This window comes from Rhodococcus sp. NPDC055024 (assembly GCF_053608585.1).
In genome coordinates this window covers 763,048-776,967 of record NZ_JBSGVT010000001.1, presented here as the reverse complement: position 1 = coordinate 776,967, position 13,920 = coordinate 763,048, and the positions used below count along the sequence as shown (strand labels likewise).

General features: G+C 62.5%; 16 protein-coding genes. 5 read left to right on the top strand and 11 right to left on the bottom strand.

What is annotated here, in order from left to right; all coding sequences use genetic code 11:
• Window positions 1-197: 197 nt before the first annotated feature.
• The 3 genes from ACWF6P_RS03555 to ACWF6P_RS03545 are packed head-to-tail and all read right to left on the bottom strand — an operon-like array spanning window position 198 to window position 3,205.
• Entirely contained in the window at window positions 198-908 is a 711-nt protein-coding gene (locus ACWF6P_RS03555) for a hypothetical protein (RefSeq protein WP_452620001.1), read from the bottom strand.
• The gene (locus tag ACWF6P_RS03550; RefSeq protein ID WP_452620000.1) at window positions 905-1,933 is read right to left on the bottom strand and encodes an NAD(P)H-dependent flavin oxidoreductase; all 1,029 of its coding nucleotides are present in this window, start codon (window positions 1,931-1,933) and stop codon (window positions 905-907) included. Before ACWF6P_RS03550 ends, ACWF6P_RS03555 begins: the two co-directional genes overlap by 4 nt.
• A gap of 60 nt (window positions 1,934-1,993) precedes the next feature.
• Window positions 1,994-3,205, bottom strand: a complete 1,212-nt coding sequence (locus tag ACWF6P_RS03545; RefSeq protein ID WP_452619999.1) for a YbfB/YjiJ family MFS transporter — start codon at window positions 3,203-3,205, stop codon at window positions 1,994-1,996.
• A 94-nt stretch (window positions 3,206-3,299) separates the two neighbouring features.
• On the opposite strand from ACWF6P_RS03545, the gene ACWF6P_RS03540 reads away from it, so the two are divergent.
• Window positions 3,300-4,214 (top strand): LysR family transcriptional regulator, encoded by a 915-nt coding sequence (locus ACWF6P_RS03540; RefSeq protein WP_452619998.1) that lies wholly within the window; start codon window positions 3,300-3,302, stop codon window positions 4,212-4,214.
• Between the two features lie 94 nt (window positions 4,215-4,308).
• Here the strand turns inward: ACWF6P_RS03540 and ACWF6P_RS03535 are convergent, their stop codons facing one another.
• The gene (locus tag ACWF6P_RS03535; protein ID WP_452619997.1) at window positions 4,309-4,779 is read right to left on the bottom strand and encodes a hypothetical protein; all 471 of its coding nucleotides are present in this window, start codon (window positions 4,777-4,779) and stop codon (window positions 4,309-4,311) included.
• A gap of 114 nt (window positions 4,780-4,893) precedes the next feature.
• On the bottom strand, window positions 4,894-5,520 hold the full coding sequence (locus ACWF6P_RS03530) for a class I SAM-dependent methyltransferase (RefSeq protein ID WP_452619996.1): 627 nt from the start codon (window positions 5,518-5,520) through the stop codon (window positions 4,894-4,896).
• Window positions 5,521-5,624: 104 nt separating this feature from the next.
• Here ACWF6P_RS03530 and ACWF6P_RS03525 point away from each other — a divergent pair, with 104 nt between their 5' ends.
• Window positions 5,625-5,873 carry a DUF3253 domain-containing protein gene (locus tag ACWF6P_RS03525; protein ID WP_452619995.1) on the top strand — a complete coding sequence of 83 codons (249 nt, stop codon included), beginning with the start codon at window positions 5,625-5,627 and terminating at the stop codon, window positions 5,871-5,873.
• Window positions 5,874-5,917: 44 nt separating this feature from the next.
• On the opposite strand, the gene ACWF6P_RS03520 is transcribed toward ACWF6P_RS03525, so the two are convergent.
• From ACWF6P_RS03520 to ACWF6P_RS03510, 3 genes are all read right to left on the bottom strand, one after another.
• Window positions 5,918-6,784 carry an NmrA family NAD(P)-binding protein gene (locus ACWF6P_RS03520; RefSeq protein WP_452619994.1) on the bottom strand — a complete coding sequence of 289 codons (867 nt, stop codon included), beginning with the start codon at window positions 6,782-6,784 and terminating at the stop codon, window positions 5,918-5,920.
• Between the two features lie 56 nt (window positions 6,785-6,840).
• A complete protein-coding gene (locus ACWF6P_RS03515) occupies window positions 6,841-7,341 on the bottom strand; it encodes a hypothetical protein (protein ID WP_452619993.1) in 501 nt (166 codons plus the stop codon).
• 120 nt (window positions 7,342-7,461) lie between these two features.
• Window positions 7,462-7,980: a MarR family winged helix-turn-helix transcriptional regulator gene (locus ACWF6P_RS03510; RefSeq protein ID WP_452619992.1), complete on the bottom strand. Its 519-nt coding sequence runs from the start codon at window positions 7,978-7,980 to the stop codon at window positions 7,462-7,464.
• A gap of 193 nt (window positions 7,981-8,173) precedes the next feature.
• Between ACWF6P_RS03510 and ACWF6P_RS03505 the strand changes: the two genes are divergently transcribed.
• Window positions 8,174-8,590 carry a VOC family protein gene (locus ACWF6P_RS03505; RefSeq protein ID WP_452619991.1) on the top strand — a complete coding sequence of 139 codons (417 nt, stop codon included), beginning with the start codon at window positions 8,174-8,176 and terminating at the stop codon, window positions 8,588-8,590.
• A 23-nt stretch (window positions 8,591-8,613) separates the two neighbouring features.
• Here the strand turns inward: ACWF6P_RS03505 and ACWF6P_RS03500 are convergent, their stop codons facing one another.
• Together ACWF6P_RS03500 and ACWF6P_RS03495 are read right to left on the bottom strand one after the other, a co-directional pair.
• Complete coding sequence (locus tag ACWF6P_RS03500; RefSeq protein ID WP_452619990.1) at window positions 8,614-10,029, bottom strand: amidase; 1,416 nt, start codon at window positions 10,027-10,029, stop codon at window positions 8,614-8,616.
• 74 nt (window positions 10,030-10,103) lie between these two features.
• The gene (locus ACWF6P_RS03495; protein WP_452619989.1) at window positions 10,104-11,321 is read right to left on the bottom strand and encodes an MFS transporter; all 1,218 of its coding nucleotides are present in this window, start codon (window positions 11,319-11,321) and stop codon (window positions 10,104-10,106) included.
• A 120-nt stretch (window positions 11,322-11,441) separates the two neighbouring features.
• Here ACWF6P_RS03495 and ACWF6P_RS03490 point away from each other — a divergent pair, with 120 nt between their 5' ends.
• Both ACWF6P_RS03490 and ACWF6P_RS03485 read left to right on the top strand, forming a co-directional pair.
• Window positions 11,442-12,341, top strand: coding sequence for a LysR family transcriptional regulator (locus ACWF6P_RS03490; RefSeq protein ID WP_452619988.1), 900 nt, complete (start codon window positions 11,442-11,444; stop codon window positions 12,339-12,341).
• A 68-nt stretch (window positions 12,342-12,409) separates the two neighbouring features.
• Window positions 12,410-12,925 carry a hypothetical protein gene (locus ACWF6P_RS03485; protein ID WP_452619987.1) on the top strand — a complete coding sequence of 172 codons (516 nt, stop codon included), beginning with the start codon at window positions 12,410-12,412 and terminating at the stop codon, window positions 12,923-12,925.
• A gap of 67 nt (window positions 12,926-12,992) precedes the next feature.
• Here the strand turns inward: ACWF6P_RS03485 and ACWF6P_RS03480 are convergent, their stop codons facing one another.
• A complete protein-coding gene (locus tag ACWF6P_RS03480) occupies window positions 12,993-13,853 on the bottom strand; it encodes an alpha/beta hydrolase family protein (RefSeq protein ID WP_452619986.1) in 861 nt (286 codons plus the stop codon).
• Window positions 13,854-13,920: the final 67 nt, after the last annotated feature.

Below are 13,920 nucleotides of genomic sequence, written 5' to 3'. Positions count from 1 at the left end.
TGAGGGCTCTGATCGCCGGAGAAGTCCAAGATGAGCTGGCCCGCGGATTTCCCTTTGTGCACTGGCCCATTGAGAAAGATCGATTTTTGATGCCGTCAATACGAGACGGACGCGCAGTATGGGTGGTTCGAAGCACGGATCGCATAGTCGCAGAGATCGGCGAACTCTGCTCGAGATGAGAACGCTTGCTGCGTGATTCAAACCTGATCGAGAACCTGCGACGGAATCTTGTTGGAACGGTAGGAGTCTCCGCTCCGGTTCGGCCGCCAGAGACGCCAGTGTTTTGTGGACAGCCGGAACGGGAGATGGTCTTGTAGGTGACGCGCACCGGGCGACAACCGGTCGTCTGCAGGCAGGTTGAGCCACAGGGACAGTGAGGACGCGGCGTTGCCGAACGTTGCGCGAATTCCAGAATCCCCCAACAGCCGACCGTACCCGTCAACGGCGAATCGGCCGAACGCGTCCGGAGTCACATCGGGGTACGGCGCGCTGGTGTCCGGGTCGAGTAGACGCACGCGCGCACTGTAGGTCAATGCCGCGAGCGAGCGCCCGTAGGCCGTCACGGCCTCGGGGCCGACCGCAACGAGGGCGTCGAGCGCTTCGTTGACGGATCCGGACGCAACGTTCCATTCGGTATGGGTTGGCGCTTTGTGGCGGGGCCCACCGAAGAGCTCGGTGGCAAGAGATGACAACTGCTCAGTCGGCACTTGCGGTGCACCCTTGTAGATTTCGAACGTCCACGACGGCAACGACACTGGTTCGGTGCAGGACTCCACGAACGTGCGCAGGCACTCAAATGCCCTGTCAGGCCGCTTGGCTCGGAGCGAGTGTGCACCACCCGCAGAGGCCGGCAAACCGTCGTACGTCACTACCTCCGGCAATGTGATGTCCTGTGTCCGCGCCATCACAAGTTAGTCAATCGCGTGAGCACTGCCTCTGCCGATTCCGCAGTGGCGTGGCGGTACCCGGTCCCGGCCCACAAGTGCATTCGCTCGGGATCACTCTGCGCGACGGCGGCTTTGCGCATGGGATTGGTCAGGTGATGGATGGCCGGATATCCGAGGGGCGCCTGTGTGTCGTAACGGTCGATGAACTCGTTCCGAAGTGCCCGTGCGGGACGTCCCGTGAAAGCTCGTGTGACGACGGTGCTTCTGCGCGATGTGTCGGCCAGAGCCGCCTTGTGCGGGGCCGAGGCACCACTCTCCTCGGTGCGAAGCAGCACAGTACCGACGACCGCGGCCTCCGCTCCGGCGCGCAGTACCGTTGCGACGTCGGCGGAGGTCGCCAGTCCGCCGGCCGCCAATAACGGAACCGACGTGCGGTGACGGATCTGAGCGATCAGCTCGGCGATCGGTGTTTCAGCCGGAACTCGCAAGGGAGCAATGGTTCCGGAGTGACCACCAGCAGCCGAAGATTGAACGACCAAGAGATCAGCTCCCGCCTCGACGGCGAGAATTGCCTCTGCCTCCGAAGTCACGGTCAGCACGACTAGTGAACCGGCCGCGCGCAGCGCGTTGATCACCGCGGTCCCAGGAAAGCCGAAAGTGAAGCTGACCAACGGAACCGGGTTTGCCAGGAGCAGATCGACCTTGTCCTCGAAATAGTCGTCGTCTTCGACCGGTTCGCCCTTGGCAAGTGCAACGCCATAACGATCCGCCTCGACCTGGATCGCCTGGGCATAGGTCCGAAACGCGGCGGCGTCGACGGGTACCGGGTTGGGCGCAAAGACATTGACTCCGAACGACACTCCCTCGGAACGAACGATATCGATCTGGTCGGCCAGAGCCTGTGGCGTCTTGTATCCGGCGGCGAGGAAGCCGAGACTGCCGGCCCGAGAAGCAGCTGCGACGAGAGCCGGTGTTGACGCACCGCCGGCCATGGGGGCCGCGATGACCGGAACTTTCAGATCGAGATCGGTTGTGAGTGCGCTCATTCGAACATCTCCAGTCCTTCGACGGATAGTGCTCCGCCGGATACTGCTCCGGCGGTTTCATCATCTGACATCAAAAACTACCTCCTCAGTCTGGGTGCCAATCCGAGGGACCGCATCGAGATCGGAAGGGAATCGGAACCGCAATGCTGCGGCCACGACTGCCGCGGCTAGGACGACGGCACTGCCGAGCATCAGAGCGTCGCGATACCCGTCTCGCAGCAACGGAGTGACAACGAGTGGACCGAGAATCTGACCGACGCTGTAGCCAGCGGTCAGCAGCGCCACGGCGCGTGGGAACTGCAGGTATGCGCCGATTGCCAACACGATGGACCCGACGCCGAGGAAGGTCACGCCGAACAGGAAAGCGGAAATCAGCGCGGGGCCGACGCCGCCGATCACGGCAGGCAGCGCAATGCCGATCGCCTGTATCAACAGCGCGACGAGCAGCAAGGTCGGTCGCGACCAACGCCGGCTGAGCCAGGCCCATAGGGCGCAGGACGGAAATGCGGCCAACCCGACCACGATCCAGGCGCCGCTGCCCACCCATTCGGGTGCGGCGAGATCGATGGCGGCAACGAGGAACGTGCCCGCGATGATGTAGCCGATCCCTTCCAGGAAGTAGCTGATGAACAGGGCAGTGAACCAGCGATGGGCGCGTCGGGGACCGGTAGTTCCCGGGGCGTCCGGTGTGATGATCGGACGCGGTTCCGGTGTCAGCCCCCAGGCTATGACCCCGCACACCACTGCCAGGGCCGCGGACGCCAACCAGGCAGTGGCCCAGGTGCCGATGAAGCGGATGACGAACACGAGGACACCGGACAACGCGATACCCAGCCCGACTCCACCGAACCCCCATCCGGCGAGGTGTTGGGACTTTCCCCGAAGGTGCGCATGCAAAGCGCTGACGGCGATCATGAAGATGAGCGCACTGGCGATGCCTGCGACGAGCCTCAGGGCGAACCAGATCGATCCGTCGTGCGTGGTGGGCATGAGCGCCAGCGTCGCGACGAGGATCACCAACGAAGTACGCATCACCACTGCCGAGCGCACGACCCCGGGAACGAGGATTCCGGCGAGCGCGCCGATGAGATACCCGATGTAGTTGGCAGTCGCCAAGGTGGCGCCGAGCGAGGCGGACAGACCAGCCTGAGTGTGCATCAACGGCAGGATCGGTGTGTAGACGAATCGACCGATTCCCATGCTCGCGGCCAGCGCAGCGGCAGCTTGGACAGCGTGCGTTCGCGAGGAGACTCCGTTCTGGGCTGAGGTCATGAATTTATCCTGTGCCTCGTCCGCGCCCGCCGCCACGACCGCTTTGCTCCTGACTGATAGGCACAGCCTCCCACCGCACGTAGCATCTGTGATTGTGGAGCTTCGTCAGCTGAGATACTTCGAGGTCGTCGCCGAGGAACTGCACTTCGGCCGGGCAGCGGCACGGCTGCTGATAGCCGGGCCCTCGTTGTCGCAGCAGATCATGGCGCTCGAACGCGACCTCGGCGTCAAGCTGTTCGTCCGCGACCGCCGTTCTGTTGCGCTTACCCCGGCCGGCGCGACGTTGCTCCCCGACGTCCGCGCGCTGCTCGAGCGAGCCGAGAATCTGCGTCGTCGAGCGGAACGCCTGTCGGGGGCCGAGCCCGTCCGGATCGGCTACGTCAATTGGCTTCCGACGGACCTGATCGCGCGTACCTCGGGGGTCGCGCAACTGCACGTCGACCCGTGGGTGGTGCCCTCGCATGCGCAGGCCGCGCGTGTGGCAGACGGCAGCCTCGACCTTGCCATCGCCTGGGTGCGGAAAACCGATGTCGCCCAGCATGGTCTGACGGCCCGACTGCTCGGCGCGGATCGGATTTACGCGGTCTCCGCCGGTGCGGACTCCGCACCGGTGCAGGCGCGAGACGTCGTCCTACTGGTCGACGACGACACCACCTCCTGGTTGTCGTGGAACGTCTTCGCCGAAGAATTCGCCCGCGATACCGGCGCGCAGATCCTGCGTATCAACGACGGCGGTATCACCGGCCCCGCATTCTTCGATCACGTCCGAGCCATCGGACGACCCGTAGCCAACTCACCCAAGGGCCAAACCGCAACGCTACCAACTGATCTCACCGCACGCACGATGGTCGAACCGGCAGCAATCTGGACGTGGTCACTCCTCTGCCGTGAGAATGAAACGCGCCCTGCAGTTCTCGCGGCCGTCGACGCCCTCACTCGGGACGTTGCCGATCTCGGAATCCACGAAGACGGAATATGGCTACCCAGTGACGATCCTTACCGGGGGTAATCGCTGTAAGTGCACTGACGACGTGTTCGCTCCGCCGAATCGGGCAGTCTTCTGAACCGTTTTGGCGTCTATCGTGTGACTGAGAACTGTTATTTCAAACCTCGCCCGACTGCCGATTGGCTCCGCCGTTTCGAGCTTCGATGGCCTCGATGGACTTCGTGAACGACTTACCCAGCACCTGAGTCCCGAACAGTCCGAGTACCGATGCCAGGAGCTTTCCCTTGAGGTTCTTGCCGTCACGGACCACCACAGCGTCGACATCGGTCAGGCCGGTGGGCTGCTGGGTCAGGGTGTAGGTGTGGCTCGACGCCCCGCCCCACAAGTTGGAGTCGGTGGTTGTCATCACGACATGACGGGGATCGGTCCAGTCGTAGTGCAGGCGTTCCCAAATACCGCTGGAGCCCTCCGTGACATCCGCGTCATGGGGTCCTTGTTGGTGCACTTTCAGGTAGCTGTCCGCGCTGCGGCCGAAGATTTCCTCGCGGCCCGGCCCGAAGTCGGTCAGGCCGGCAAGGACCTGTTCGGGCGTCGCGGTGGTCGTCTGGTGAAGATGAATCGTGGTCATGGCGCCTTCCTTCAACTGTGGATGATCCGGTGCTGAAAAACGGGTGAGTGACCCTTCCAGCACACCACTCACGTGAAATGAATGAAAGAGGACTGCTCGCTCGGTCTCGATCTCTTATTCGCCGTTGCGCCTTCTGGCAGTGATTGCGCCGTGCGGCCTGTAACCGCTCCCCGTGCGGGTATGGGTCTCGATCACGTCGAAACCCGCTGTGACCAGCAACTGGGCAAGTTCGGTCACCGGCCATCGATAGCCAGTCGTCGCGGCATGATCAAAAGGCTCCACGATTGAGCCCTCGAAGAAGCCGACCAGCAAACCACCACCTGGCCGGATCACTCGCGCAAATTCAGCGAGCGGTGCCTCGATATCGTGCGGGTGGTGGTGAATGAGCGAGTACCAGGACAGCACACCTCCCAGTGAACTTGGTTTTGCGTCCAATGCCTCGAAGCCCCCGACCTCGAAGGAAAGATCTGGGTATTGGGTGCGGGCCCGTTGGACGAACTCGGGCACAAGATCGATTCCGCTCACAGTCAGCCCGCTCTGGGCCAAGAAGTCTGTCCACTGCCCCGGCCCGCACCCGGCATCGAGCACGGGGCCGGTCAGAGCGGCGGCCCAACTGGTCACCAGGGCCCGATCGGATGCGTGCGTCGAATCCATGGAACCGAAGAGATCCGTGTACTCCTGGGATCGGGTCGAATACGACTCTCGGACTACGTCACGGCGCTTTACACTCGAATTCTCCACGCCGTCAATAATTATCGATGTGCACCTTTCTTTCGCTACAACGCGCCGGACCGAAGGTTCATACGCTGTTGACTGCGAGCGGTCACGACCGGAAGGTGTTTCATATGGTGGAAGAAAAGGATCTGTCGGCGAAGATCCGCGAACTACTCAGCACGCGATCAGCCGAGTCGAGCATCTGCCCCTCAGACGTGGCTCGCGCGGTGGCGCCCGAGAACTGGCGTCCGCTGATGGAACCCGTCCGAGAGGCTGCCCGCCGAATGGTCGCTGACGGCGAAGTCCAGATCACCCAGGGCGGCGAAGTCGTCGACCTTGAATCCGCACGAGGTCCGATAAGGATTCGCTGGGCTCGTTGACCAACCGAGTGACTTCTGCCGGGCGCTGCTCTCGCAGCGTGACGTCAGCGGAAACGGTCCAGATGCTCACGCAGAAACGCTTCCAGGCTGCGGGGCTCGCGCCCCAGGACACGGACCACCGTGTCGGTGGGTGATTCCGGGCGCGAGATGGCAAGGTGCTGGATCTCCAGAATGTGCTCGGCGAGCCATGGAGGCATATGGGCATTGTCGACGAGGTTTTGCCGCAGTTCGTGCGGTTGCAGGTCTATGTAGCGGACGGGGCGATCAAGCATGCTGGCCAGAGAATCGGCGATCCCGCCGTAGCCGACTGCCTCGCTGCCTGTCAGGACATAGGTGCCGCCGGCGAGGTCGGCGTTCGTGAGCACGGCGGCGGCCACGTCACCGATATCTCGGCAGTCGATCCAGTTGCACGGCGCGTCCCGCATCGCGCCCAGAATGACCCCTTGCGCAGCCACCGCCGGAGCCAGAAGCAACAGATTCTGCATGAACGCATAAGGGCGGAGCAGAGTGTGGCGGAGACCGGAGGTGCGCAGGTGTTCTCCGACGGCATGGTGGCCGCGGGATAGCGCGATGGGGGAGTCGGCTGCGGCGGCGGGATCGGAGATCTTGACGATGTGTTCGATGCCGCTCTCGGCGGCTATGTCGATGACACGCATTTCGAGCTCGACCTGTTCCGGGCCGTTGGCCATGGCGAGGAAAAGCTGTTCGGCCCCTTTGAAGGCCGTGCGTAGCGAAGTGGGGTCTGCGGCATCGGCGGACACCACTTCTACCAAACCGTCGGCCAAGTCGCCGAGCTGGGCGCGCAGCCCGTCCGGGTCGCGTGACAGCGCTCTGCTCGGCACACCCGAGGAAGCAAGACTGCGTAGCAACGCGCCGCCTGTGGTTCCGGACGCTCCCATGATGACGATCATCGTGTTCCTTTCGGTTGTTCCCCGGAAAACCGGGACCATTTGATATGTGTTGCCTGTCAAGGATTCTGACGGCGCCATCGCCAGCTCACGATGACGGCAGCGACCACGGCAGATATCGGCAGATCGAACTGCAGCCGAGCGAGCCAAGCGGTGTCGACCACGTTCGTGTGGCTGGGTAACCACTGAGAGGCGAACCATCCGACAAGTCCGGCGATTACGGCAGCTCCGACGGCAAGAATTGCTGCCACCAAGATGCGAGGCAGGGCCGTGGTCCACGGTCGCGACCCTGCGCGGCGCTGCAGCCAGGAGCCGATCAGCAACGCCACCACTGCCGACGTACCCGCGATTGACGTGAATGCCGCAAGCGTCAGACCCGCCTGCCGAGACGCGAGTCCGCCCACCCCCGCCATCACCGCGGGGGCCAGGTAGGCGACCAGCACCTCGCGCCACAGGGTGAAGGGTCGTGCGGCGCGACGGTCGGCAACTGAGGCTCTTCGTTTGGAATTGGTTATCTCCCTTTTGTTTTCGCGTGAGATCGGTGGGGTGAGTCCGGACATGAAGGAGACCAACTTTCCGATTATGATTAGGTGGCTAACTATTTGGGCATGGAAAGAGAAGTCACTGTCGAGATTGACGGCGATTCGGATCGTTACGCGAACATCTGGGACCCAGGTCGACTACTCCGCAGTCAGCGCACCGATTCCGCGAACGACCCGCGAGAGCAGATCCAGAAACACCGCACGCTCGTCGACTGTGAGCTCATCAACCATTTCCTCGAGACGAGCAAAATGCTCGGGCGCCATGTCACGCAAACGCTGAGCACCGCGAGCAGTCAGGACGACCACGGCACCGCGCCCGTCCTCCGCGGAGGGCCGCCGAGCGACCAATCCCTCCTGTTCAAGCCCGTCGACCAGGCCGGTGACCGTGGCCCGCGATACGCCGAGATCGGCCGCCAGACGCGAGGGGGACTTCTCCCCGTCGTGGTCTTCCAAATCCGCAAGAAGTCGATACCGGCCAGTCGACAGGCCATACCTCGCAAAGTGAACCTCGGTCGCTCGGCCGAGCCGCGCGCCCGCCGAGATCAACCGCACCGCAACAAGTACCGCCTGCGGGTCGGCCCCGAGGCCGTAATGCTCCAACTGCCGCCGGGCCTGATCCAACGTGGGTGAGTCGTGATCGGTTCCGTCCACTGCCATGCAACTAATATGGCACCTAACTAAATTTTGGTCAACCCCACCAGAGTTTGTTTCAAACCTCTCGCAATTCCTGTGTGCCGCGTGAGCAGTCTGGATGTTCACATCCAGGCGCGTCGTAGTAGGAGCAACACCGCGAGCTTTCTCCTCTTTCTCCCTTCCTACGCTCGATTGCCTTGGGCGTTAACATCGACAGATGCTCACTCGAGTCGATCTGACGATGGATTGCACAGACCCCGACCGCTTGGCTACATTTTGGAAGATCGCCGCTGGATACATCGATGAGCCACCACCGCAGCCTTTTTCGAGTCGGGAGGAGTGGCTGGCCACTTTCGATGACGAAGACGACGGGATGGGCGGCGCTTGGTTACACCACCCGCTCGGAGTGGCTCCTCGACTCTGTCTACTACAGGTTCCTGAATCCAAGGTGGCCAAGAACCGATTACATCTCGATCTCCGGGTATCCGGAGACGGAACCCCGGCTCAGAAGTGGGCGACAATCCTTCGCGAGGTCGAGCGGCTACTACGCGCGGGCGCATCAGAATTGGAAAGATTCGAGGGTCACCATGTGATCATGGCCGATCCCGAGGGCAACGAATTCTGCGTGGCGTGATTTCACTCGCCTGCCCGAGATTCTCACGCGAAGGCATGACAGTCCGGATGAGTACTGAGATAGGGCAGGACCTTCTCGAGGGCGAGACCAATCGCGAAGGCCGTGTGGTCGTCGTACGGCCGCGTGACGATCTGTGTGCCCGTTGGGATTCCGTTCCGAGCGAAACCGGTCGGAATTGTCAGCACCGGGCAGCTGCTCAGAATGTTGAAGGCGATGGCCGGTACGGCCTCGAGGTAGAACTCCAATTCAGTTCCAGCCACTTCGATTCCGTGCCCGACGTAGTCGTCACCGGCAAGAAAGCCGTCCGTCGCCACTGCCGGAGTGATCAGTGCGTCATAGGTGTCGAACAGGGATCCGATCGATGAATGCAGTTCGGCTTCGATCGCGAGTCCGTCGAGGAACGTCGCGTCACCACGGGTGCGGCGTGCCCATCGGGCAAATTCCTTCGCGTATTCCGTGACCTTGTCGGGGTGCGCGGATGCTTCGGCGGCGATCGAGGCACCGAATACGTGATCGTAGTGAATGGCGGCAGCGCGCATGACGGCAGTACGGGACAGGTCGACTTCGATGATCTCGGCGCGTGCGCCCAGCACAGTGAGGGTATCCACCAAAATGGCGGTGTTGGCGGCGACGTCCGAATCGACCGGCCAGTCACCTAATGCGGGTACCACGGCGATACGCATTCCTGCGCATGAATGCGTTGCGGGGTCGGGCAGCTGCGATGCCGGCACGTGCGAGGCAATGTCGGTGGAGGTCGATCCCGCGATGACCGACTGCATTGTGAGGCAATCGCTTACGGTACGGGCCATCGGACCGCAGTGACAATAGCGATCGAGATTGAAGGGCGGGTCGACCGGGACACGACCGTGAGGCGACTTGAACCCCACAATGCCGTTCAACGACGACGGAGTTCGGATCGATCCCGCAACGTCGGATCCGGTGGCCAAGGCAGTCATACCGGTGGCAAGCGCGACCGCTGACCCGCCGGACGAACCACCGGAGGAGTATTTCGTGTTCCACGGATTGCGAGTCACTCCCCACAGTTCGGACTGCGTGAACGCGGCCGAGGAGAATTCCGGGGCGGTCGATCGCGCATGAACGATCGCACCGGCGTCGATAATTCGCTGCACGAAGGTCGAAGTGTGGGTGGCAATCACATCTTCATAGACTTTGGAACCCTGAGTCCACGGTTGCCCTTGGATCGGTTCGTCCTCCTTCACGACAACGGGAACACCAGCGAGCGGAAGCCCTGCATCCGAGCCGCGGGCGTAGTGGCGTTCCGCTGACTTCGCTTGTGCTCGTGCAGCATCGAAGAAAGTGTGCCCCACTGCATTCAAGGTTGGGTTGAGCGTCTCGATACGTTCGATAGTGGATTCGAGCACTTCCACCGGAGACAGCGATTTGTCTCGGTAGCGCCGGAGCATCTCGGTCACGTCCATGAAGGTTGAATCGGGTGTCTGGCGCATATCTGTTGTCCAGCCTGTCTGAAAGTTTTGCGTGGTCGACTAGGTTGTCAGTTCATGTCCGCTACGACGGGTTTGCGGACCGTCGCGAGAAAGATTGCGAGAGCAGCGATTCCCGCTGCGATCCAGAAGACCGACTGGGAACCGGCGTGGTCGTGAATGCGTCCGCCGGCGATCGCGCCGAGGGCGATGCTTGCATTGAAGACTGAGACCCAGAGTGCGGATGCAGCCTCTCGGTGGGCGGGAGCTGCATGCGCGATCCATGTCTGAGTACTCACGGACACACCACCGTAGAAGAGGCCCCAAGCCGCCATGAGCAGAGCGGCGGTGATCAAGGTAGCAGCCGAGATCGGAAACAGGGCGAGTGTCAAAGCTATTCCCACGCTGAGGATGACGACCACCGTCTTCGGGGACTTGGCGGCGGATGGCCCGGCGATGAAGTTGCCGACGACACCGAGAGCGCCGTAGATCAGGAGCATCGTGCCGACCTGCGAAGCGTTCAACCCGGCGAAGAACTCCAGCCCCGGACGCACATAGGTGTAGGCCGCGAAATGAGCGGTGATGAGGAGAGCGGTGATAGCGATTCCGACCCGGACTCCCGGGTTCCGAAAAGCCTCCACGAGACTGCCGAGCGACAGGGCTTGATCAGCAGGCATGGTTGGCAGGACAGCGAACATGGCGAGCGCGATCAGCGTCGCGGCGCAGCTGAGAGCCCAGAAGGCCACGCTCCACCCGGCGGCCGCCCCGATGTACGTCCCCGCAGGAACACCGAGAACTGAGGCAACAGCGATTCCGCTGAAGATGATCGTCGTCGCCAACCCGACGGATCTGGTCTCCACCAACTTGGGAGCCAGGCTTGCGGCAAGTGCCCAGACTCCGCCCATGCTCACTCCGAGAAGGACGCGAGCCACAGCGAGGACAGCGAAACTCGGCGCAAGGGCCGTGAGGGCGTTCGCCGCTGCGACCAACAGCATCAAGACGACGAGCGTCGACCGGCGATCGAAGCGGCGGGTCACGACGGGCGCGAACGGCGCGGTGGCCGCTGCCACCAATCCGGTGATGGCCAGCGACAGCCCGATGGTCCCTTCGCTCTCCACCAGGCTGGCACCGATAGGGGTAAGAAGTCCGACTGGCATCATCTCCGCCGCGACAACGATGAATGTGGACGCTGCGATCAGGGCGATGGCAGCCCAGTGGTTCTCGACGCTGTGTGCGCGGGTGGAGGAAGTGGGCGCAGCGCTGTTCTGTGCGGATGCAGAGTGGGGCATGTAACCAGAGAAGCCCTCGCAGGTCACCGGATCAACGGCGAATCGCTCATCCACCCATTAGCTCAATTCATCGATGAGCCATGATGGAGTGGTCGAATAAGTCGAGGATCGGGGTGAAACATGTCGGAGCCTCCGATGCGTGAGATCGAGTGCTTCCTCGTTCTCGCTGAAGAACTGCACTTCGGTCGCACCGGAGAACGGCTGTTCATCTCCCAGAGCCGGGTCAGTCAACTGATCAGCGCCTTGGAACGTCGTATCGGCACAAGCCTCGTAGCGCGGACCAGTCGCCGCGTGCAGCTGACAGAATTCGGCGCCGAATTTCTCGAGTCGTTGGCTCCCGCCCACAGAGCACTCGTCGGAGTTATCGAGGACGCTCAAACGAAGGCGCGCAACATACCGACACCGCTTCGGGTGGGTTTCCAAGGAGCAATTTACGATTCGATCGCGACGGCCGTCTCTCGTTTCGAGAAACAGCATCCGCAAACATGCGTGACCATCAAAGAACTACCGCTGGGCGATCCGTTCAGTGACGTACTCGCCGGGCGAATCGATGCGGCGGTTGCCCTGCTCCCCGTAGAAGAACCCGAACTGACAACCGGGCTCGTCTTTTCTCGACAGCCCCAGACGCTGGCCGTCTCAGTCCATCACCCGTTCAGTGAACTGGACGTGATCGACGCCGAGCAGTTAGCGCAGATATGCCTGGTACCCATCACCGGACCCGCCCCTGACTATTGGCGGCGTGTGAACTCCCCGAGCGCAACTCCGGGCGGAGCCAAGGTTCTCACGCAGGGTGGCGCGAGCACGGTCCAGGAAGGCCTGTCGCAGGTCGCATTCAGCCAGGTCGGCCTCATCCTGTGCGCCGCGACTGCCGCCTACAACCAGCGCTCGGACATCAGATTCGTACCGATCAATGGATTACCCGAATCCGCTTTGGGTCTCGTGTGGCGAACCGATCTCGAATGTCCCCGCCTTCGCCAGTTCGCGAAGGCCGTCGAGAAAGCACACCAAAGCCCTGCCTGACGGCGATCAATCAAGTCGCAGAGGGACTCCGGGACATTGGTGAGCATCGTGTATGGGATGATCGCGCCATGTCCGCCATCACCGATTACTTCACGGCGCCCTCGGATGAGCACGCCGCTGCTGCACTCGAAGGACTCGTCGACCTGGATCCGGCAGTGATCGAGGCCAACGAAGCCCTCTACCGAACCTCTCCGGACGTCGCCACCCGCCCGCGGATTCAGTTGGCCGCGAGCGGGACTCCAATTCTGCAGGCGAAGGGCATCGATCCGGCCGTCTCGCTCGGCCGGCTCGAGGCCTCTCTCACCGGTCGCCCCTACGACGAGGTGGCAAAAGGTCCACGCCGCGGGACACTCGTCGCAATGAGCGACGACGGCGACACTCTTGTGCTCGCTGTTTCCGACGAATTGCGTGATGCACTAGCCGAATTGAACGATGACGGCGTCGCAGCTGCGGCGGCTGCCTGGGCGATCGATGAGACGAGTGAACCGTCGGAGGAATCGGTGCCGTTCCTGACCGCCTTCGCCGAACTGGCTGCCAGAGCTGTGGCTCAGGGCGAACGAATGTACGGCTACGTCGTCATCTGATGTTCAGATCCCCGCCGACCCCGCCGAAGCGGCTGTTCACCTCCGAATAACTCGACGAGGCTGACCGTCAGCCTGGGATCTGCAGGGCCAGATCGTTGCGGTCGAAGTCCGAGAACTGCTGGGTGTCAGTGCAGTATCCGCAGCTCGCTCCGAAGAACTCGGTGCGGGCGTTCGGATCGTCGAGTAGCCAGTACCGCAGCCACGCCGTGCTCGGTCCGCGCATATCGCCGCCGGTGATCGCCGTACCGAAGTGCGTGGCGCCCCGTAGTTCCAGATACTCGGCGGGCACGTGGTCGGCGTCCTCGTACATCGCCCGCACGATCGCCGGCCACACGATTGCGTCGGCCTGACCAGCGAGATAGAGAACGGGCTCGTCGATGAGGTCGACGTCATTGAGCGGGCCCGGCTGGATCGCGACGGCGGTGTCGACGCGGGCGTCGATCGCGGCATTGATCGCTGCAGACCCGCCTTGCGAGTGCCCCACCGCACCAATGTGTTCCAGGTCGACCTTGCCGAAGAAGACGCTCGACGGGTTGGCAGCATTGTCTGCGATGAGGTCGATTCCCGACCGCATGGTGATGGCGAAGTTGCTTGCCGGGGTATTGGCGGCGACCACGATGAATCCGTGGCTCGCGTAGTGGCGCAACAACGAGGTGTATGCACCGGGGAGCACGCCGGTTCCGTTCCCCCAGATCACAACCGGGTGCTTCTCGCCGCGTGCGCCGAGCTGACGCGGGTAGTACAGAGTGTGCACCAGCCCGATCGAGACACTTGGCGTGTACGGCCCTGCACTCGCCCAGTCGTGCCCGACGCTCGGAATGCCGGGCGTATCGGCCGACGCCGCTCCGGTCGCGCCTGTGAGTCCGAGTGTCGCGCACAGCGCAACCGTCGCTGCAGCATTCGCGAAATATTTCCGAGATTTTCGCATGAAGGTCAACCTTTCGAAGTTGATTCGAAGTGACGCGTATTACATGTTCACTGGGAGGCGAAGCGCC

Bases quoted from the DNA above. Each gene is read 5' to 3' on its own strand.
- ACWF6P_RS03550 (WP_452620000.1), bottom strand. From the start codon at position 1,933: ATGAGCGCACTCACAACCGATCTCGATCTGAAAGTTCCGGTCATCGCG.
- ACWF6P_RS03545 (WP_452619999.1), bottom strand. From the start codon at position 3,205: ATGACCTCAGCCCAGAACGGAGTCTCCTCGCGAACGCACGCTGTCCAA.
- ACWF6P_RS03535 (WP_452619997.1), bottom strand. From the start codon at position 4,779: ATGACCACGATTCATCTTCACCAGACGACCACCGCGACGCCCGAACAG.
- ACWF6P_RS03525 (WP_452619995.1), top strand. From the start codon at position 5,625: ATGGTGGAAGAAAAGGATCTGTCGGCGAAGATCCGCGAACTACTCAGC.
- ACWF6P_RS03520 (WP_452619994.1), bottom strand. From the start codon at position 6,784: ATGATCGTCATCATGGGAGCGTCCGGAACCACAGGCGGCGCGTTGCTA.
- ACWF6P_RS03515 (WP_452619993.1), bottom strand. From the start codon at position 7,341: ATGTCCGGACTCACCCCACCGATCTCACGCGAAAACAAAAGGGAGATA.
- ACWF6P_RS03510 (WP_452619992.1), bottom strand. From the start codon at position 7,980: ATGGCAGTGGACGGAACCGATCACGACTCACCCACGTTGGATCAGGCC.
- ACWF6P_RS03505 (WP_452619991.1), top strand. From the start codon at position 8,174: ATGCTCACTCGAGTCGATCTGACGATGGATTGCACAGACCCCGACCGC.
- ACWF6P_RS03500 (WP_452619990.1), bottom strand. From the start codon at position 10,029: ATGGACGTGACCGAGATGCTCCGGCGCTACCGAGACAAATCGCTGTCT.
- ACWF6P_RS03495 (WP_452619989.1), bottom strand. From the start codon at position 11,321: ATGCCCCACTCTGCATCCGCACAGAACAGCGCTGCGCCCACTTCCTCC.
- ACWF6P_RS03490 (WP_452619988.1), top strand. From the start codon at position 11,442: ATGTCGGAGCCTCCGATGCGTGAGATCGAGTGCTTCCTCGTTCTCGCT.
- ACWF6P_RS03485 (WP_452619987.1), top strand. From the start codon at position 12,410: ATGTCCGCCATCACCGATTACTTCACGGCGCCCTCGGATGAGCACGCC.
- ACWF6P_RS03480 (WP_452619986.1), bottom strand. From the start codon at position 13,853: ATGCGAAAATCTCGGAAATATTTCGCGAATGCTGCAGCGACGGTTGCG.